We start from the raw sequence: 18,441 nt of genomic DNA, 5'->3' as shown, positions 1-18,441 counted from the left end.
GCCGAGACTCGCGACTTCGTCGCATGCGCTTCGGCCGCTCGGACGCGAGTCGGCCGCGAACGGTCGCTCGTAAGACTCGCTCCGCGGTGGTCAATTCTTTCGGGATCACTCAGAACAAAAGCAGGCCGAAAGGGCCATTTGGGCTGACTTGCGGTGATATGCTCGCGGGTCGCTGCGGCCTGGCGGGGACGGCAATGTGCCAGGGTTGTAGCCCGGTTCCGATCGTTCCGTGCAGGTGAGTTTGACCGACGCTCCGGGAGGAGATGATCGTGAGCTCGTTCGGCAAGCGACGAAGACGCGGTAAACCCCGGCGTGCGCGGAGCAAACCGTCGGCCGCACCCTATGCCTCCATCGCCAGATGGAACGAGCGGACGAGCGCCTCCGCCGACCGCAAGCGGTCCACTCGCCCGCCGAGATCACGCCGTAAGACCACACCGGCCACGCCGGTCCCCGCCGCGGCCGAGCGGACGCAACGGACTCGCGGCGAACGATTCCGGCGGCTGCTGCTTGCCCTGTTCGTCATCTTCGTCGCGGTGCCGTCGGTGCTCTGTGTCCTCGTCTACTGGAGCGCGGAGATCCCCGATCCGACGTCGATGCAGACCAACCAGATCGCCACCATCCTCGCCTCGGACGGGACCACGGTCATCGCCAAGGTTGTTCCCCCCGAAGGCAATCGGACCCCGGTACCGCTGAGCGACGTACCGAAGCCGGTGCGCGACGCGGTGCTCTCCGCCGAAGATCGCAATTTCTACAGCAACCCCGGCTACTCGACCTCCGGATTCCTGCGCGCCGGTCGCGACAACCTGCTCGGGCGCGAGGACGCGGGCGGCGGTTCCACCATCACCCAGCAATATGTGAAGAACGCCTTCCTCGGCTCCGAACGCACCCTCACCAGGAAGATGCGCGAGCTGGTCATCGCGGGGAAGATGGCGCGGCAGTGGAGCAAAGACGACATCCTCGGCGCCTACCTCAACACCATCTATTACGGGCGCGGCGCCTATGGCATCGACGCGGCGGCGAAAGCGTACTTCGGCAAGCCGGTGCCACAGCTGACCCTGGCCGAGGGCGTAGTGCTCGCCGCGGTCATCCGCACGCCCTCGATCCTCGACCCGGAAACCCATCTCCCCGAGCTCACCGCCCGCTGGAAGTACGTGCTGGCCGGCATGGTCGAGATGGGGGCGCTCGCGCCGGGCGACCGCGACGCGACGGTGTTCCCGCCGATCGTCCCGATCTCCCAGATCCCCGACGAGAACGTGGCCCGAGGTCCGGAGGGCCTGATCCGCGCGCAGGTGTTGCGCGAGCTGCGCTCCTCCGGGATCAGCGAGCGGGATCTGAACACCGGTGCGCTACAGATCACCAGCACCATCGACGCGCGCGCCCAGCAGTCCGCGTTCGGCGCTGTGCGCGACCGGCTCGATCCACAGCCGCCCGAGCTGCGCAGTGCGGTGGTATCGATCGACCCGCGTTCCGGAGCGGTGCGCGCGTACTACGGCGGCGACGACGGCCTCGGCTACGACTTCGCGCAGGCGCCGCTGCAGACCGGGTCGGCATTCAAGGTGTTCGCCGTGATCGCCGCGCAGCAGCAGGGCATTCCGCTCTCACGCGTGCTCGACAGTTCACCGGTGACCGACCGCGGCATCAAGATCACCAATGTGGACGGCGAGTCGTGCGGCAGGTGCACCATGGCCGAAGCATTGAAGCGGTCGCTGAACACCAGCTTCTACCGGCTGACGATGACGATGTCCGACGGACCGAAAGCCATCGCGGACGCGGCCCATCAGGCGGGCATCCCGGAGGAGATCCCCGGTGTGGCAGGCACGACGCTCGCCGAGGAGGACGGACATCCGCTGAACGGAATCGTGTTGGGCCAGTATCTGGTTCGCCCCATCGACATGGCCTCCGCGTACGCGACGATCGCCAATTCCGGTGTCTACCACCAGCCCTACTTCGTACAGCGGGTGGTGACCGGCGACGGCCGGGTGCTGCTGGATCGCGGTGCGCCCGAACAGCAGATCGGCGAGCAGCGGCCGCCGGGACAGCAGCGCATCCCGCGCGCCGTCGCCGACAGCACCATCCAGGCGATGACGCCCATCGCCGCGTATTCGAATGGCCACAACCTGGCAGGCGGCCGCCCCTCGGCCGCCAAGACCGGCACCACCCAGCTCAACGACACGAAGTCGAACAAGGACGCGTGGATGATCGGCTTCACCCCGTCGCTGTCCACCGCGGTATGGATCGGCACCGAACAATCCCAGCCGATCCAGACCGCACGCGGAGCCGACATCTACGGTTCCGGGCTGCCCGCCGACATTTGGAAACAGACGATGGACGGCGCGCTCGACGACACACCCATGGAGCAATTCGCCGCCGCGGGCGGCCAAGAGGCGAGCAAGCCCTCCGATGGTAGCTACGACATTCTGAATCCGCCGAAGAGTCAGTCGCAGGAGCCGAGCAAGCCGTCCGGTGGTAGCTACGACATTCTGAATCCGCCGGAGAGTCAGTCGCAGGAGCCGGTCGTCGTAATCCCGCCCGCGCCGCGAGACCCCAAAAAGGTGGAGATTTTCCCAGGATTGAGCGTCCCGGTACCGGGATGATGTCGAATGTGCGCCCACGCTCCCACCGGGAACGGATGACGTGGCAGCATCGTTTGCCAGAGTGAGAGCGAAAGCGAGGGCGTCGACCCGGCACCGAACCGGGTCGACGCCGATGCCGCAGGCACGATGCGGAAGGATATGCGCTCGAGCGACGACGAAAGACTAGACATAGGGGCTACGCCGGTGGATTTCAATGTCGTTGACCGTCCCGAGACGCTGGTGGCGGGAACAGTACTTCGCAGCCCCGCGCTCGCGGTCGAGGGGCCGCGCCGCGCGAGGGTCGAAGAAGCGTGGAAGCGCAATCTGGCTCGCTCGTTGCCCGGGCCGCCGACGACCGCATATGTCGACCACGCGCCCGAGATCAACTCGTATCTGACCCACATCGTCGGCTACCGCTGCCGGTCCCTCGCCGACCTGCTGCCCGGTGATGTGCTCGCGCGGGTGCCCGCGGGCAGATTCGCCCGGTTCACGGCGAGCGGGGACAACCTCGGTGACACCATCGTGTCGATCTGGCGCGCGGTGTGGGACGCGGAGGCCGCAGGCCGGTTCGTGCGCGCCTACACCGGCGATTCGGAACACTATCCGGATGCCCGCACGGTCGAGGTGTTCGTGGCATTGGCAGACGATCAGATCGACGAGTAGGAACGGGCTGTGGACTTCGAGATAGTCACATTGGACGAGAGCCTGGTCGCCGGGCTCACGGTGCCGCTCGCCGGTCGCGAAGTGAGCGCACGCGACCTGGACCTGGTGAACTTCACCTGGGACAGGTACCTGGCACGAGAGAAGAACGTGTCGCGCGTAGCCGCCTACATCGGCCAGAACGATCACGCGGTCGCCGTGCTCGGATACGAGGTCGCGGCGATGGAGGACATGGACGCGGGCGACGTCGTGACCAGGGTGCCCCAGGGCCGCTACGCGAAATTCGTCGTCTCCGACAAGCCCTACGACCTGCTGCGCACCGCATGGGCCAAAGTCCGCAAGGCCGAGAGCGCGGGCACCATCACCCGCTCCCACACCGCCGAAATCGAGCGCTACACCGGCCCGACCTCAGTAGAGGTATACGTCTCACTGGATTAATGAGAGGTATACGTCTCACTGAATTAATGCCAGAAACGATTGCGGGCTGGGTGCGGAATCCGCACCCAGCCCGCAATCGTGCGCCGTCCTACCCACCCGGCAAGGGGCGGCCTGTGGAATCGCGAGATCCTCACCGACTCCCCCACTCAGCACGATGACACCGCCCGAACGCAGCGAGCCCCAGCCCTGGAGTGCGCTGCCGTCTCATGCCGGCAGCGCCCGAGGCGCCTCCACCGAAGTCGGCAAGTTCGCGACAGACACATCAGTTCGGCACGATGACGCCTGCCGAGCGAAGCGAGACCGACCACCAGAGATCGCGGCCCGCCTCGCGTCCACAACACCCGAGACGCGTCCACCAAAAGTCGCAAGCTCAGCCACCAACGCCCCCACTAGGCACGATGACACCTTCCGAGCGAAGCGAGACCGAGCATTAGAGTTCGCGGCCCGTCTCGCTTCCGAGCCGTCGAAGCGCATGCGACGAAGTCGCAAGTCTCGACGGTTCGGAAGCGAGACCAAGGGGGCCGCGAACACGCAGCGCCGCAGGCGCTGCCAAAAAACTCAAGCGCCGATGATGAATGCTTCGAGTTGGGTGCGGGCGACGTCGTCGGCCAGCTGCTTCGGCGGGGACTTCATCAGGTACGCCGAAGCCGGGATGACCGGTCCGCCGATGCCGCGGTCGAGGGCGATCTTGGCGGCGCGCACGGCGTCGATGATGATGCCCGCGGAGTTGGGCGAGTCCCACACCTCGAGCTTGTACTCCAGGTTCAGCGGCACGTCACCGAAGGCACGACCCTCGAGCCGGACGTAGGCCCACTTGCGGTCGTCGAGCCAGCCGACGTGATCGGACGGGCCGATGTGCACATCGTTGGCGCCGAGTTCCTTCTTCAGGTTGCTGGTGACGGCCTGGGTCTTGGAGATCTTCTTCGACTCAAGCCGCTCCCGCTCGAGCATGTTCTTGAAGTCCATGTTGCCGCCGACGTTCAGCTGCATGGTGCGGTCGAGTTGCACGCCGCGGTCCTCGAACAGCTTGGCCATCACGCGGTGGGTGATGGTCGCGCCGACCTGGCTCTTGATGTCGTCGCCGACGATCGGGACACCGGCATCGGTGAACTTGGCGGCCCACTCCGGGTCCGAGGCGATGAACACCGGCAGCGCGTTGACGAAGGCGACACCCGCGTCGATGGCGCACTGCGCGTAGAACTTGTCGGCCTGTTCCGAGCCCACCGGAAGGTAGGACACCAGGACGTCGACCTTGTTGTCCTTCAGCACCTTCACCACGTCGACCGGCTCGGCCTCGGACAGCTCGATGGTCTCGGCGTAGTACTTGCCGATGCCGTCGAGGGTCGGGCCGCGCTGCACGACGACGTCACTCGGCGGCACATCGGAAATCTTGATGGTGTTGTTCTCGCTGGCGAAGATCGCCTCGGACAGGTCGAAGCCGACCTTCTTGGCGTCGACGTCGAAGGCAGCGACGAACTTGACGTCGCGGACGTGGTACTTGCCGAACTTGACGTGCATAAGGCCCGGCACGGTCGCGGTTTCGTCGGCATCCTTGTAGTACTGCACGCCCTGGACCAAGGAAGAAGCGCAGTTGCCCACGCCCACGATGGCCACGCGAACTGTGTCAGCCTGGTTCGTTTCAGTCATGGCCGATGTTTCCCTCTTTCTGTGGTGCCGCATTCGTCGATTGCTCCGCTGCAATCAACTCGTTGAGCCAGCGCACTTCGCGCTCGCTTGATTCCAGACCGAGTTGGTGGAGCTGACGGGTGTAGCGATCCAGCGACCCGCTGGCCTTTTTGATCGCCTCCCGCAGTCCTTCTCGGCGCTCCTCGACCTGCCGCCGCCTGCCCTCCAGAATTCGCATCCGCGCTTCCGCGGGGGTGCGACTGAAAAACGCCAGGTGGACGCCGAAGCCGTCGTCGGTGTAGTTCTGCGGTCCGGTGTCGGCGAGCAGTTCGGTGAACCGCTCCCGCCCGGTCGATGTCAGCTGGTAGACCCGCCGCGCACGGCGCATGGCGACGCCTGCGGCGTTCTCCTCCGCGATCAGCCCGTCCGTCTGCATTCGGCGCAGCGTCGGGTAGAGCGACCCGTAGGAGAAGGCCCGAAACGGCCCGAGCAGTCCGGTGAGCCGCTTGCGCAGCTCGTACCCGTGCATGGGCGATTCGAGGAGCAGCCCGAGAATTGCCAGCTCTAGCATCGGGCTTCACCTCCCTGACTTGTGTACAGACCTAACCGATGGATGCGACTTCCCACTATATCGGAGCGATATAACCAGGGATAGTCTTGTGGACGGATGAGGTGTTCGCGCAGGTGGCGTGAAGTGTCAGTGACTGGAGGTGGAGACCCGGAGGGGCTCGCCGGTGAACGTTACGGTCACGAAGCCCGAGGCATTGGCCTCGTTCTTCGTATAGATCTGGAGGACGGGCTCGGCATCGGCAGGAGCGCTGGAGTCGAACTCGGCGCTGGCGTGGGTCACGGTGCCGCCCGGCGTCTTTGTCGTCTGCGCAGCGCCCGCGAGGAGCCCCGCCAGCGCACGCACATCCATGGCGGCGAGATCCAGGGTGCGCACATCGGGTTTGCGCCCGGTGGCTGTCGTCGGCTTCCGGAAACTTCCGTCGTAGTGATAGCGGGCGGTCACGGTCGGGGTGTCGGCCGCCTGCCGGTCGAAGAGCACGTATCCGGGATACAGCGTCACCTTGTCGACCTTCGTATCCCCGAATTCGGCGCGATATTCGGCGATGAAGTACGCGAGACCCGCACCGGTAGTGAGCACCGGCACGTGCTCCGACGAGCCGAGCGACCCGGGCCCGTCGGCAGCGCACCGGGTGACGCCGCCGACCGCCGCGCCGAAAACCGCGGCAGCGATGACGCCGGCCAACGACACGAACCAGCGCCGAGGGCGGCGGCGATCCACCCGGACCACGGGAGCATCGACGAGGTTGCCGGGGATCTGCAGATCCCCGGCAATGTCGTCCAACTCGCCGAAGGTCGTGGCCCGCATGGCCTTTGCGGTGCGCGCGGTGTGCTCGTCTTCGGTGAGCTGGCCCTCGGCCAGTGCGGCGTCGAGCAGGCCGCACACATCCGCACGGTCGGTGTCGCGGGCTCGGATTCCGCCGTAGCGCGTTGTCGCCATTACCTGGTCATCCTTCGAACGGCCACGCACGAGCGACCTCGCCCGCCGGGGTCAGAATCATGTGGCCGGACTCGCTGAACTTGTTGCTCGCATAGATCGAGACGAACGGCCGGTCCTTGGCGATGCCGTAGTAGCTGTAGGCGCCAGAATCGTTGACCTCGACCGCCATATGGGTCACCGCGCCGTTCGGCACCCGCAGGGCGCCCGGCGCTTTCGCAAGCGCGTCGGACAGCGCCGCGAGATTCAACTCGGCCAGATCGGCGGCGGGCGTGTCGGCCTTGCGGCCGGTGACCGCGCCGCTCTGCTGGAATCCACCGCGATAGTCATAAGTGACCACCCGGTTCGGCTGACCGGGCAGCGCACGTGAGATGCGGGCGTGCTCGTCGAACAGGGTCAGTTCGTCGACTTGCAGGTCGCCGAACTTTTCTCGGTATCGCCGCAAGAACAGCGTAAGACCCTCGGCGGTAAGGATATCGGGCGTCGCGACCACCACCGGTTGGACAGCGCCGAGATCGGGCGCGGGAGCGGCGACGGGCGCCACGGGCGCTGCATCGGTTTCCGAGACTCCGCTGGTCACCGTGAACCCGACGGCCGCCGCGCAGGCGATGGCCGCTGAGACCGCGATCAGGTACCACTGACGTCGACTCGAATGCGGCGGCCGCGCTAGCGGCGTCGCATCGGCCGGTCGCTGTAGATCGTCGACGAGTCCGGCCAGATCTCCCAGCGTTGTGGCCGCTGCGGCCAGTTCGGTGAGTGTCTCGTGTTCTTCCTCGCTGAGCTGGCCGTCGCGGCGCGCGCTGTCCAGTAGCTCGATGGTGGCGGCGCGATCGAGGTCGCCGGCCCGAGTGTGACCCGGATAACCATCCGCAGATCTGTCGCGGCGCAACAGATTTCGCGGCGGGGCCGGCCGGGCCGCGACGAGATCGCGGACAGCCGCAGGCATTTGCAGATCGCCGACGACCCGCTCCAGCTCGCCGAGCGTCTTCGCCGCCGTGGCCTGCGCTGTTCGGTCGTGATATTCGTCGGCGCCGAGCTGTCCTTCGGCATACGCGGCATCCAGCACGCTGCAGGTATTCGCGCGGTCGAGGTCACGCGCTCGCGTGCGCCCGGATGCGGCTGTGGACACAGCCGAATAGTAGTCGGCTCACACCCCCGACGCCCCAGTTCGGGCCCGGTTATCGACCCGGCAATCCCGCATTGCCCGGCGCGGCCCGTTTCCATCACCGCTACTCTGGTTCTCGTGCGAATTCAGCGGCAAGTGGTCGACTACGCGCTCCGGCGTCGGTCGCTGCTGGCTGACGTCTATGCGGGCCGTGTCGGTGTCGCCGAGGTGTGTGATGCGAATCCCTACCTGCTGCGTGCGGCGAAGTTCCACGGCCGGGGGAGCGAGGTCACATGCCCTATCTGCCGGAAAGAGCAACTCACGCTCGTATCCTGGGTCTACGGCGACGGCCTCGGGGCTATGGCAGGTTCGGCTCGCACGCCGGAGGAATTGGTCCGGCTCGCCGAGAGTCGCGAGGAGTTCTCCGTCCATGTCGTCGAGGTATGCCGGAGCTGCAGCTGGAATCATCTGGTGCAGTCCTACGTGCTCGGTACCGCTCCGGCGCCAACGCGCCGTCGCACAGGTACCAGGGCCAACCGGCGCGCTGCCGAATAATGTGCCTAGTCATCTGCCCACCGGATGACATGCGGAGCCTGCACGCGTCCGCCGCGGTGAACATGACCGCATCGAGCCATTCAGACCGTTACGAGTTATGGAGATCTTGTCAGTGAATTCGCCCTACGAGACTTCCCCCTACGGCGATGAACCGCACGGCGGCCGTACTCCGCGAAGCTCACAACCTCCGTACCCGAATCAGCGGCCTGCGGGTCCCCCGCCCGGCGGCGGCAGGCCGGTCCCGCCGCCCGGTGGACCGCGCCCGCAGCCGCAGGGTGGCCCCTACCCGGGCGAGCCGCGCGGCCCACAGCCGCCGCGCCGCCAGGGACCGCCGCCCCCGCAGCGTCCGCCGCAGGGTCGGCCGGTGCCCGGTGGCGCGCCCAATGCCGTCCAGCCGACTCATAAGATCCAGCGGCCCGGTTCGCTGACCGAGGCGGTGGCCGAGCGCAACCGACGCGCCGGGGCGCCGACCGGATCGCGACCGGCCACCGGTCCGCGGCCTGCCATGGACCGGCCCACCCGCGCCGACGGCGCTCCCGGCACGGGTCCCAACGGCGAGCGCCGTGTCAGGCCCGCAGGCGCACCGCCGTCCGGACCGCCGCCGCGCCGCAATGGTGGCGGTGACGACGGGTCCGACGGGCCTGGCAGGCGCGGTCCCGGTGCGAAGAAAAGGAAATCGCCGTGGCGGATCGTGCGCCGGGTGTGTTACGTCGGTCTCGCACTGGCCATCCTGCTGCCGAGCGCCGTCTTCCTGGTCGCCTATACGACCGTCTCGGTGCCGAAGCCGGGCGATCTCAAGACCAACCAGGTCGCGCTGATCTACGCGGCTGACGGCTCCACGGTGCTCACCAAGGTCGTTCCACCCGAGGGCAACCGCACCGACGTGACCATCGACCAGATTCCGCCGCATGTACGCAACGCGGTGATCGCCGCCGAGGACCGGGACTTCTACACCAACCCGGGCTTCTCCATCTCCGGTTTCGCCCGCGCCGCGAGGGACAATGTCCTCGGCAAGGAAAGTGCCGGTGGTGGTTCGACGATCACCCAGCAGTACGTGAAGAACGCGCTGGTCGGTGACGAACGCTCGCTCACCCGCAAGATGCACGAGCTGGTCATCTCGGCGAAGATGGCGCGGCAGTGGAGCAAGGACGAGATCCTCGCCGCCTACCTGAACACCATTTACTTCGGCCGTGGCGCGTATGGCATCGATGCGGCGGCCAAGGCTTACTTCGGCAAGCCTGTCCAGGATCTGACCTCCGCCGAGGGCGCGGTGCTTGCCGCCACCATCCAGCTGCCGTCGGCGCTGGATCCGGAGAAGAACCCCGAAGGCGCCAAGACCCGCTGGGGGTACGTACTCGACGGCATGGTCGCGGGCGGCAGCCTGAAGGCCGAGGAACGCCAGGGCATGCAGTACCCGCAGGTGGTACCGGTGTCCACGACCAAGGACAAGAGCCTGGATTCGGGTCCGGAGGGCCTGATCAAGTCTCAGGTGCTCACCGAACTGTCCGCCGCTGGCATCAGCGAACAGCAGCTCAATACGGCGGGCCTGCAGATCACCACCACGATCGATCCGAAGATGCAGGAAGCCACCGTCAACGCGGCGCGAAGCAAGATGCAGGGCGAGCCGGAGAAGCTGCGCACCGCGGTGGTGTCGGTGGATCCGAAGACCGGCGGCGTACGCGCCTACTACGGCGGCGAGGACGGCCAGGGCTACGACTTCGCCAACGCCGGTCTGCAGACGGGCTCCTCGTTCAAGGTGTTCGGTCTGGCCCAGAACCTGGAGCTCGGCATCCCGCTGTCGCAGATGTACGACAGCTCACCGGTGACGGTCAACGGCATCAAGATCACCAATGTCGAGGGTGAGGCCTGCGGCCAGTGCACGATCGCCGAGGCACTGAAGCGGTCGCTGAATACCAGCTTCTATCGGATGCAGCTGGACATGAAGAATGGTCCGGAGAAGATCGCCGCGATGGCGCACAAGCTCGGTATCCCGGAGCAGATCCCGGGTGTCGGCAAGACTCTCACCGAGCCCGACGGGTCCGGCCCGAACAATGGCATCGTGCTGGGCCAGTACCAGTCCCGGGCCATCGACATGGCTTCCGCCTACGCGACCTTGGCAGCGTCGGGCGTCTACCACGCACCGCACTTTGTGCAGAAGGTGGTGAGCGCCGAGGGGCAGGTACTGCTCGATCGGGGCGAGGTCGCGGGCGAGCAGCGGGTTTCGGCGGCGGTGGCCGACAACGTGACCGCCGCGATGAAGCCGATCGCCGGATACTCGCGCAACCACGGCCTGGCAGGCGGCCGAGAATCGGCGGCCAAGACGGGCACCGCCCAGCTCGGGGACACGGGCGAGAACCGGGACACGTGGATGGTCGGGTACACGCCGTCGCTGTCGACCGCGGTCTGGGTCGGTACCGAGCAGGGCGAGCCGCTGCGCAACTACGGCGGCGGCATGATCTACGGTTCCGGGCTGCCATCCGACATCTGGAAGGCCGCGATGGACGGTTCTTTACAGGGCACCACTAACGAGGCTTTCCCGAAGCCTGCCCCGATCAAGGGTCAAGCCGGTGTACCGGAGTGGACCGCCCCCTATACCGCACCGTCGACCACAGAGATGCCGTTCCTGCCGCCCGTTGTGGTCGTGCCGAGCCAGGTCGAGATCCTGCCCGGCATCACCATCCCGGTGCCCGGCGTGCAGCCGCAGCCACAGCCACAACAACGACCGCAGCAGCGACAAGAGACCGCACCGGGACCGCTGCCGGGGCAGCCGGTGGCGCCGGCCGATGGCTCGTCACCGACGGCGACCGGAGCGCCACGTCCCAACGGGAACGGGAACGGGAACGGGAACGGGAACGACAATTCCGGTGAGGGACAGTCGGGTAACGGGACCCAGCCGACGCGTAGCCGGTAGTTGCTCCTGGATGCAGCAGCGAACAGGCCCGTTCCCCGCTGGGAACGGGCCTGTTCGCTTGCCAACGGTGGTACTGCACGAGAATCCGGCGGGTCACCGACTCGCATACCGTCGCGTGTGCGACGCCTCGCGGCCTAAATCGGCGCGGTACTCGTCGTCGGGACGAAACTGAACGACGGTGCCGCAGCACCCGTGTTCGTCGGATCGGGGCCGGGCCCGGGTGCGCACACGGACACCTGGGGCAAGGCGCGCGCATTGGGCGACAGCGGCGGAATGTCACGCCAGACCGGGGCAGCAGCCTGCAGTTCGAGTCCGATCGCGATCAGCTCCGCTTCCGCCCATGGGCGTCCACCGAGCTGGACACCGAATGGCAGCCCGGTCACGGCGGAGCGTTCGGCCGGTAGCGAGAGCACCGGAACACCGGTGTAGTTCGCCCACGCGAAGGGAACGGTGCTCGCCCCGAGGATCGAGACGGCCGCGGCCGTGCGGCGCGGCAGACCATCGGTGATCGCACCGGGCAACACCACCGCGTCCAATCGGCTGTCCTCCAGCATTCGGTTGTAGTCACGCTGATAACTCGCGCGCGCTCGTGCCAGCTGCCACCAGTCCACGGCGGGCGAGGCCAGGGCGGCGAGGCCCATCCCGACGATCGCTGCGGTCGGTGGTTGGTAGGACGACAGCCGATCGGCCCACTGCCGGTGATACAAACCGACTTCCACCGCGTCCTTGCTGAGCAACCCTTCGGGCTCGGCGGGCATCGTGACATCACGGGTCTCGCCGCCCAACGCTGTGAACAGGTCCAGAAAGCGTGCGAACAAGGTCGCGAGCGCGGCGGGCAGCCTCTCGGTGACCTCCCTCGGCACACCGAGTCTCTTGCCTGCCAACGGTTTATCGCCACCCACCGCGGCGATCGGGAACCCGCCGTCGGGAACCGGCGGCGCGATAGCTGTCACCGGGTCGAACGCGTCGGCTCCCGTCATGTACGACAACAGCAACGACGCGTCGGCGATACTGCGTCCCAGCGGCCCAGGATGGTCTCTGGTCCAGACCACCGGAATGATGCCGTATTTGCTGCACCGCCCGAAGGTCGGCTTGATCGCACTGACGCCGCACCTGGAAGCCGGGATCCGGAGGGAACCACCCGTATCGGTGCCGATCGACAAAGGCGCGAACCTCGCGGCCAGTGCGGCCGCACTGCCGCCGGAGGACCCGCCGACGGATTCGTCGATGTGCCACGGATTCCCCACCTGCAGCGTGTCCGTCATGATCGCGAACTCGTCGTTGTGCACGTGCCCGAGCAAGACCGCGCCGCTATCGCGCAGACGCCGCCAGACCGTCGAATCACCCGCGGCGATATTGCCGTCGAGAATGCGACTCGATGCGGTGAGCGGAAGCCCGGCAACGGCATACAGGTCTTTCACCGCAATGGGCAGGCCGCAGATCAGCGGCGCGTTCCCGGCCGCGAGCCGATCAGCCGCACGCTCGGCCTGTTCGTGAGCGAGCTCGGGGTAGGTACGGACCCACACCCTGGTCGCGCCGTCGAATGCCGAGCTTCGCTCGATGCAGGCGTCCAGTAGCTCCACCGGGTGCAACTTTCGGGCCTGCAGCAGGCTGGCCGCCTCCACCGCGGACAGCATCGCCGGATCCGTCGCCGCAATGCTCGCGGCATCGGGAAGTCCCGGAGCGCGCCGAGCGATCGGCGGCGCTGCCGCGACCACGGCGTTGGTCAGCCCGGTCGCGGCAACTCCGGCGCCGATGCCCGCGGAGCGCACGAACGACCGCCGCGACAAAAGCAATTGCATTCCCATCCGAACCTCTGTCTCCGTGACCCACTGGAAGTCACGGTTTCGTTGGTGATGCGAGTAGCCCGGAAAACCCGGACTCGGCCCGATAATCGAAACACTGACAGGTTTTACACAAACATCACATTCAGTCGTTAACAGGCTGAAATCGACGCTTATTTCGCTGCAATATCTCGCGAAGATTCACAGATAATAGAATCCACATTCGGAAATGCAATATCGAATATCGAAGAACATTTTCGATCCTGGTAACATCTGTTACACATCTAATAAATCGACCTCCTCCTGAACCACCGGTCGATCATCGGCATACTACATCTATCGACCCGCCGAAAAGATGCATTTCCAGCCATGACGAGCCGCGACGGATGCGATCCACCATGGGCGAACAGCACCCGCTCGATCCGGACCGGCAGCCACGGCCGGTAGCCTCGGATGCCGTGACCGATCAGCAACTGATGGACGAGGCGACGAACGGGAGCGCGCCGAAGTTCAGTGGGGGGCAGTCCGCCGGGCCGCACTACACGGCCCCGGCCCCGCTCGCGCCGGATCTGCGGTCGGCCGACGGACGAGACCGGCCCAGCCGCAACGATTCCCTGACAGCGCAGCTGTGCACCGTGATCGGCGGCCCTGTCGGTGATCACGCACTGATCGGCCGCGTCCGGTTCTGGACCCCGATGCGGGTGCTGCTGGCCGTCACCCTGGTGTTCCTTGCCCTCGGGTGGACAGCCAAGGCGCCCTGTATCCAGCAGACCAGCACCGCGGACGGCTCGCTCACCCTGGACTGGAACAACGGACGCCAATACATAGCCATGTGCTATTCGGACACGGTGCCGCTGTACGGGGCGGAGCGCCTGAACGAGGGCGCGTTCCCCTACAAGAAGTCCTGGTCCGAGCAGACACCCGATGGCGGCACCGAGACAAGGTACATGGAGTATCCGGTGCTGTCGGGCCTTTATCAGTACATCTCCATGGAGATCGCCAAAACCTGGGACGCACTGCCGCTGCCCGGTGCGCTGCAGGTGGTCATCTATTTCAATGTCGTCGTATTCGGGCTCGTCATGGCCTGGCTGGTCACCGTATGGGCCTCGGCCGAACTGGCCGGGCGCCGGATCTGGGACGCGGCGATGATCGCCTGTTCGCCCTTGGTGATTGTGCACGCTTTCACGAATTTCGACGCGCTGGCGACGGCATTCGCGGCGACCGGTCTGCTCGCCTGGGCTAGGCGACGACCGCTGCTGGCCGGTGTGCTGCTCGGACTCGGCGGTGCGGCCAAGCTGTACCCGCTGCTGCTGCTCGGCCCGATCGTGGTGTTGTGCCTGCGCGCCGACCCGCTGCACCGGGTGCCGAGCGCGCAGGCCGGACTCCGGGTGCGCGATATCGACAGTCCGCACACCGCACTGGCCTGGCTGCGCGACCGCATGCAGCTGCTCAACTCACGCCCGCTCGGCGCCGCCGCACTCACCACCGCGGCCGCGGCAGGGACCTGGGGGGCAGTGAATCTGCCGATCGCCCTGCTATACCCGACCGGATGGCGCGAATTCTTCCGGCTCAACACCACCCGGCACGCCGACCCTGACTCCATCTACAACGTGATCACCTCGTTCACCGGCTGGGTCGGCTTCGACGGGGAGCTCACGCACAACCAGCCGCCGACCATCCTGAACGCGGTGTCACTGCTGGTGTTCGTCGCAGCCTGCCTGGTGATCGGCTACATCGCGCTTACCGCGCCGCGACGGCCGCGGCTCGCGCAACTGTGCTTCCTGGTGGTGGCCGCGTTCCTGCTGACGAACAAGGTGTGGAGCCCGCAGTATTCGCTGTGGCTGGTGCCCTTGGCCGCGCTTGCGCTGCCGCACCGGCGGATCCTGTTGGCGTGGATGACTGTTGATGCGCTGGTGTGGGGCCCCCGGATGTTCTACTACCTCGGCCTCGACCACAAGGGCCTGCCCGAGCAGTGGTTCACCGGCACCGTCGTGCTGCGCGATCTCGCGGTACTCGCCCTGTGCGTCTTGATTATTCGACAGATCTACCGGCCGGAGGAGGACCTGGTGCGCCGCGACTTCATCGACGACCCGGTCGGCGGCATCGTCGATCGAACACCGGACCCGCTGCTGCCATGGCTGCCCGAATCACTGCGCCCGAGAGTCACGGTGGCCCGCACCTGAATACACCGGGTGCGGACCGCCGCGGCGTCACTGATGCACGCGTAGGTAGCGCGCCTGCCGCTCGGGCTCACGCGGCAACAGGTCCAGATCCAGCTGCCATGGGCTGCCGGTCCACGGATCGAACAGCGGGGTGCCGTCGACTGTCGGGAGATGCCTGCAGGCTTGAGACAACGCCGCGACCACGGGATCGCTGGAATCGGATTCGTCGCTGCCGACGATCATGGTCGACAAACCGATCAGATCGCCGCGCACCATCAGCGACCCGATGCGTTGCGCATCGGCGGCCTGGTAGCCGTGCGGGAAATCCGCGGCGAGCAGTACTCGATGTTCGACCGGTGGCGTGAAAACCCCGCCTTCATAGGCCAGTTCGGCCAGTTCCGCCGCGGCGACAAGGGCCTGCAGCCGCGCCGAGATCTCGGTGTGGTCGGTAACCGGCGGTCCGTTCAGCACCGGTGTCAGCGGTCCGACCAGCCCACGGAACGCCCCGGTCAGATCGATCATGTCGACGCGCACGCGCCGCCCGGGATCGGCCGCGAGCAGCCGGGCCAGCAGTGCGCCGACGACCGGGGCTGCCGCACTGCTGGATTCGGTGTCTATCCACAGCGGCCGATTCAACGGCACCGGCACGCAGTACGGCACCCGCAGCGGGCCGCGCTCGATCGCGTGCAGCTCGCCGAGCCGGATTCCGTCGCTCACCGCGGGCGGACTGTCCCAAGCGGGCGACTCCCAGGACGCGAGCGACGGTGGCAGCAGCCGGTCCGCGTCGGCGAGTTCGCGCAGGAGGTGTTGGCTGTCGCGGTGGTGGTTGCCCTCGGCGATGGCGATCAGCTCGTCGCTGCGGCGATGCGCGGCCTGCCGCGCTGTCTCGGCGGCCGGGGTGTTCCTCGTGGTGGGATCCGATACCGCGGCGGACAATTCGTGATCGAGCCGTTGGGCGGCGTAGTCGCGGGCCGAGATGAGCGCGGCCGCCGAACGCGCGGCATCCTCGAAGATCATCCACAGCCGGTCGAGTCCGTGCGCGACCTCCACCGGCACGGGTCCGGCCGCGCGGGCATCGGCCCCCGGGCCGGAGATGGTGTCCTGACCATCCGATCGCGCGCCCGGCGAACCGGGACCATCCTGCGGCGCGGCCGTGGCGGCCTGGTCTATCACGCGGTCGACCTCGATCCCGTGCGCGGTCAGCAGCTGCGCGAGTCCACCCGCGTAACCCTGACCGACCGCACGCAGCTTCCAGCCGGTGCCGCGCCGATACACCTCCAGGCAGATCAGCGCGGTTTCCCCGGCCAACGGTGTGATCGCGAATTCCGCCGCGACCACGTCGTTTTCGAATAGCTCCGCCGTCACCGGCCCGAGACCGCCCGGCTGAGCAGGCGCAGCCGGATCGGCACTGACCACCAGCAGCACCGCGTTGGCGTCGGCGCGGACCTCGGCGAGCCGGATCGCCACCGATCCGTCGGACAGCGTGACACCCTGTGTCCGCGGCTGGTCGAGGAACACGAAGTCCGCTGCGGCGAGCACGCGCAGGTTCTGCGCCACCACCAGTGCGGAAACATCCAGCGCGGCACCGGCTTTCGCGCTGAATCGAACGACATCACCGGTCAGCGGCGTGTTCTGACCGGCCTTGAGCTGAATCACGTTGTCTGCCCCCGTTGTTCGTGCTGTCGTATCACCCGGCCGAAAGGAACCGGCCGAGCTGCGGGACCGCCTCGCCCGGATGCTTGGCCTGGAAGCCCTCACCGAGGGCCTGCATCTTCCAGTCGGCGCCGACGCGGTACACCTTGGCCATCGCCATGGCGGTGAACCGCATGCCGCCCGCCATGGTGTATCTGGCGAGTTCGGCGTTGTTGGTGCCGTCGACCAAGCGGCAGAAGGCATTCTGGACCTGCTCGAAAGTGTGCCCCTTGTAGGAGGTCACCATGAACAGCAGCGTGCTGACGTGCGCCGGGATACGGGTCAGGTCGACCAGGATCACCTCGTCGTCACCCTCGCCCTCACCGGTGAGATTGTCGCCCTGATGCCGGACCGAGCCGTCCTTGGAGGTCAGCTGACCGTAGTAGGCGACGTCGACGAGGTTCGCGTCGGCGAACATCGCGACCGAGGCGTCGAGGTCGACATCGACGGTCCGGTTGCCGAACATGCCTCGCGTCTGCACCGGATCCCAGCCCAGACCCATCTTGACGAAAGTCAGCGCCGCGCCGCCTTCCTTGCGGAGGGTGACCCGCTGGCCCTTCTGCAGGCTGACCGGACGATCCTTGCTCAGGCTCACCTCGGCGGGCGCCTGCTGCGGCGCGGCCTGCTGCGGGGGCGGCGGGTAGCCCGGCCCCGGTGCGGGCGGCGGCGGGTAGCCGGGCCCCGGCGGCGGGTAACCCGCGGCGGGCGGCGGCGGGTATCCGGGTCCGGGCTGGGCCGCCTGAGTCGGCGCGTACTGCGGCGCGGGCTGGGCCGGATAGGCGGGTGTGGTCGGCGGCGGGTAATTCGGCGCGGGCTGGGCCGGAGGCGGCGCAGGCGCAGCCTGCGGCGTCGCGGCAGGGGCGTCGTCGACTGACACGCCGTGGTCGGTGACCAGTGCCGCGAACCCACCCGCGTACCCCTGGCCGACAGCGCGGACCTTCCAGGAACCCTGCCGCCGATACAGTTCGAGCGCGATCACGATCGACTCGCTCTGCAAACCGTCAACCTGATACTCGTACAACCGATTACCGGACGAGTCCGACACGATCGCGGTCGGCGCGGGGAAGCGGCCGAAGCTGCTCGACGCGTCGTCGAGGGTGATCACCGCGCGAATCTGATCAATATCCGCGGGCACCGCGTTCAGCGACACCGCCAGCGACGCGGGCTGCCCGGACGGCGCGGGCTGCAGGTTCACACCAGGCCCGTTCGGCTGGTTGAAGAAGACGAAGTCCTCGTCGGAACGGACCTTGCCCCGCTCGGTAACCAGCAGCGCGGACAGATCCGCTGGTGCCGTGAGTTGGACGGAGATCACCACGTCGTTGGTGGCCAGTGGACCGTTCTGGCCCTTGGCGAGTGTTGCGGACAAGGTCGACCCTTCGCTTGTCGGTGCGTACGTTGCCACTCTACGAGAAACGAACCGAACGGATGCCG

General features: G+C 67.0%; 13 protein-coding genes. 6 read left to right on the top strand and 7 right to left on the bottom strand.

What is annotated here, in order from left to right; all coding sequences use genetic code 11:
- The first annotated feature begins 263 nt into the window (after positions 1 to 263).
- From ACFU4Z_RS03545 to ACFU4Z_RS03535, 3 genes are all read left to right on the top strand, one after another.
- Complete coding sequence (locus tag ACFU4Z_RS03545) at positions 264 to 2,594, top strand: transglycosylase domain-containing protein (RefSeq protein WP_379059435.1); 2,331 nt, start codon at positions 264 to 266, stop codon at positions 2,592 to 2,594.
- A 183-nt stretch (positions 2,595 to 2,777) separates the two neighbouring features.
- Positions 2,778 to 3,236, top strand: a complete 459-nt coding sequence (locus ACFU4Z_RS03540) for an effector binding domain-containing protein (RefSeq protein ID WP_328407426.1) — start codon at positions 2,778 to 2,780, stop codon at positions 3,234 to 3,236.
- Between the two features lie 9 nt (positions 3,237 to 3,245).
- Complete coding sequence (locus ACFU4Z_RS03535; protein WP_379059434.1) at positions 3,246 to 3,671, top strand: GyrI-like domain-containing protein; 426 nt, start codon at positions 3,246 to 3,248, stop codon at positions 3,669 to 3,671.
- A gap of 558 nt (positions 3,672 to 4,229) precedes the next feature.
- Here the strand turns inward: ACFU4Z_RS03535 and ACFU4Z_RS03530 are convergent.
- From ACFU4Z_RS03530 to ACFU4Z_RS03515, 4 genes are all read right to left on the bottom strand, one after another.
- Positions 4,230 to 5,318 (bottom strand): inositol-3-phosphate synthase, encoded by a 1,089-nt coding sequence (locus tag ACFU4Z_RS03530; RefSeq protein WP_379059432.1) that lies wholly within the window; start codon positions 5,316 to 5,318, stop codon positions 4,230 to 4,232.
- Positions 5,311 to 5,868 (bottom strand): PadR family transcriptional regulator, encoded by a 558-nt coding sequence (locus tag ACFU4Z_RS03525; protein WP_379059431.1) that lies wholly within the window; start codon positions 5,866 to 5,868, stop codon positions 5,311 to 5,313. Before ACFU4Z_RS03525 ends, ACFU4Z_RS03530 begins: the two co-directional genes overlap by 8 nt.
- A gap of 126 nt (positions 5,869 to 5,994) precedes the next feature.
- Positions 5,995 to 6,804 (bottom strand): DUF1707 domain-containing protein, encoded by an 810-nt coding sequence (locus ACFU4Z_RS03520; protein WP_379059430.1) that lies wholly within the window; start codon positions 6,802 to 6,804, stop codon positions 5,995 to 5,997.
- Positions 6,805 to 6,811: 7 nt separating this feature from the next.
- Entirely contained in the window at positions 6,812 to 7,930 is a 1,119-nt protein-coding gene (locus ACFU4Z_RS03515; protein WP_379059429.1) for a DUF1707 domain-containing protein, read from the bottom strand.
- A 114-nt stretch (positions 7,931 to 8,044) separates the two neighbouring features.
- Here ACFU4Z_RS03515 and ACFU4Z_RS03510 point away from each other — a divergent pair, with 114 nt between their 5' ends.
- Complete coding sequence (locus ACFU4Z_RS03510) at positions 8,045 to 8,461, top strand: DUF5318 domain-containing protein (protein ID WP_328407434.1); 417 nt, start codon at positions 8,045 to 8,047, stop codon at positions 8,459 to 8,461.
- Between the two features lie 436 nt (positions 8,462 to 8,897).
- On the top strand, positions 8,898 to 11,372 hold the full coding sequence (locus tag ACFU4Z_RS03505; RefSeq protein ID WP_379060311.1) for a transglycosylase domain-containing protein: 2,475 nt from the start codon (positions 8,898 to 8,900) through the stop codon (positions 11,370 to 11,372).
- Positions 11,373 to 11,506: 134 nt separating this feature from the next.
- Here the strand turns inward: ACFU4Z_RS03505 and ACFU4Z_RS03500 are convergent, their stop codons facing one another.
- Positions 11,507 to 13,174, bottom strand: a complete 1,668-nt coding sequence (locus ACFU4Z_RS03500; RefSeq protein WP_379059428.1) for an amidase — start codon at positions 13,172 to 13,174, stop codon at positions 11,507 to 11,509.
- Between the two features lie 458 nt (positions 13,175 to 13,632).
- Here ACFU4Z_RS03500 and ACFU4Z_RS03495 point away from each other — a divergent pair, with 458 nt between their 5' ends.
- Positions 13,633 to 15,339, top strand: coding sequence for a glycosyltransferase family 87 protein (locus tag ACFU4Z_RS03495; RefSeq protein ID WP_379060309.1), 1,707 nt, complete (start codon positions 13,633 to 13,635; stop codon positions 15,337 to 15,339).
- A gap of 27 nt (positions 15,340 to 15,366) precedes the next feature.
- On the opposite strand, the gene ACFU4Z_RS03490 is transcribed toward ACFU4Z_RS03495, so the two are convergent.
- Both ACFU4Z_RS03490 and ACFU4Z_RS03485 read right to left on the bottom strand, forming a co-directional pair.
- Positions 15,367 to 16,974 (bottom strand): TerD family protein, encoded by a 1,608-nt coding sequence (locus tag ACFU4Z_RS03490; protein ID WP_379059427.1) that lies wholly within the window; start codon positions 16,972 to 16,974, stop codon positions 15,367 to 15,369.
- 31 nt (positions 16,975 to 17,005) lie between these two features.
- Positions 17,006 to 18,376 (bottom strand): TerD family protein, encoded by a 1,371-nt coding sequence (locus tag ACFU4Z_RS03485; RefSeq protein WP_379059426.1) that lies wholly within the window; start codon positions 18,374 to 18,376, stop codon positions 17,006 to 17,008.
- Positions 18,377 to 18,441 lie beyond the last annotated feature (65 nt).

The sequence above is a fragment of the Nocardia sp. NPDC057440 genome, assembly GCF_042802915.1.
Classification (GTDB): Bacteria; Actinomycetota; Actinomycetes; order Mycobacteriales; family Mycobacteriaceae; genus Nocardia.
Note: the sequence above shows the minus strand (reverse complement) of the source record. Positions and strands in the feature narration are given on the sequence as shown.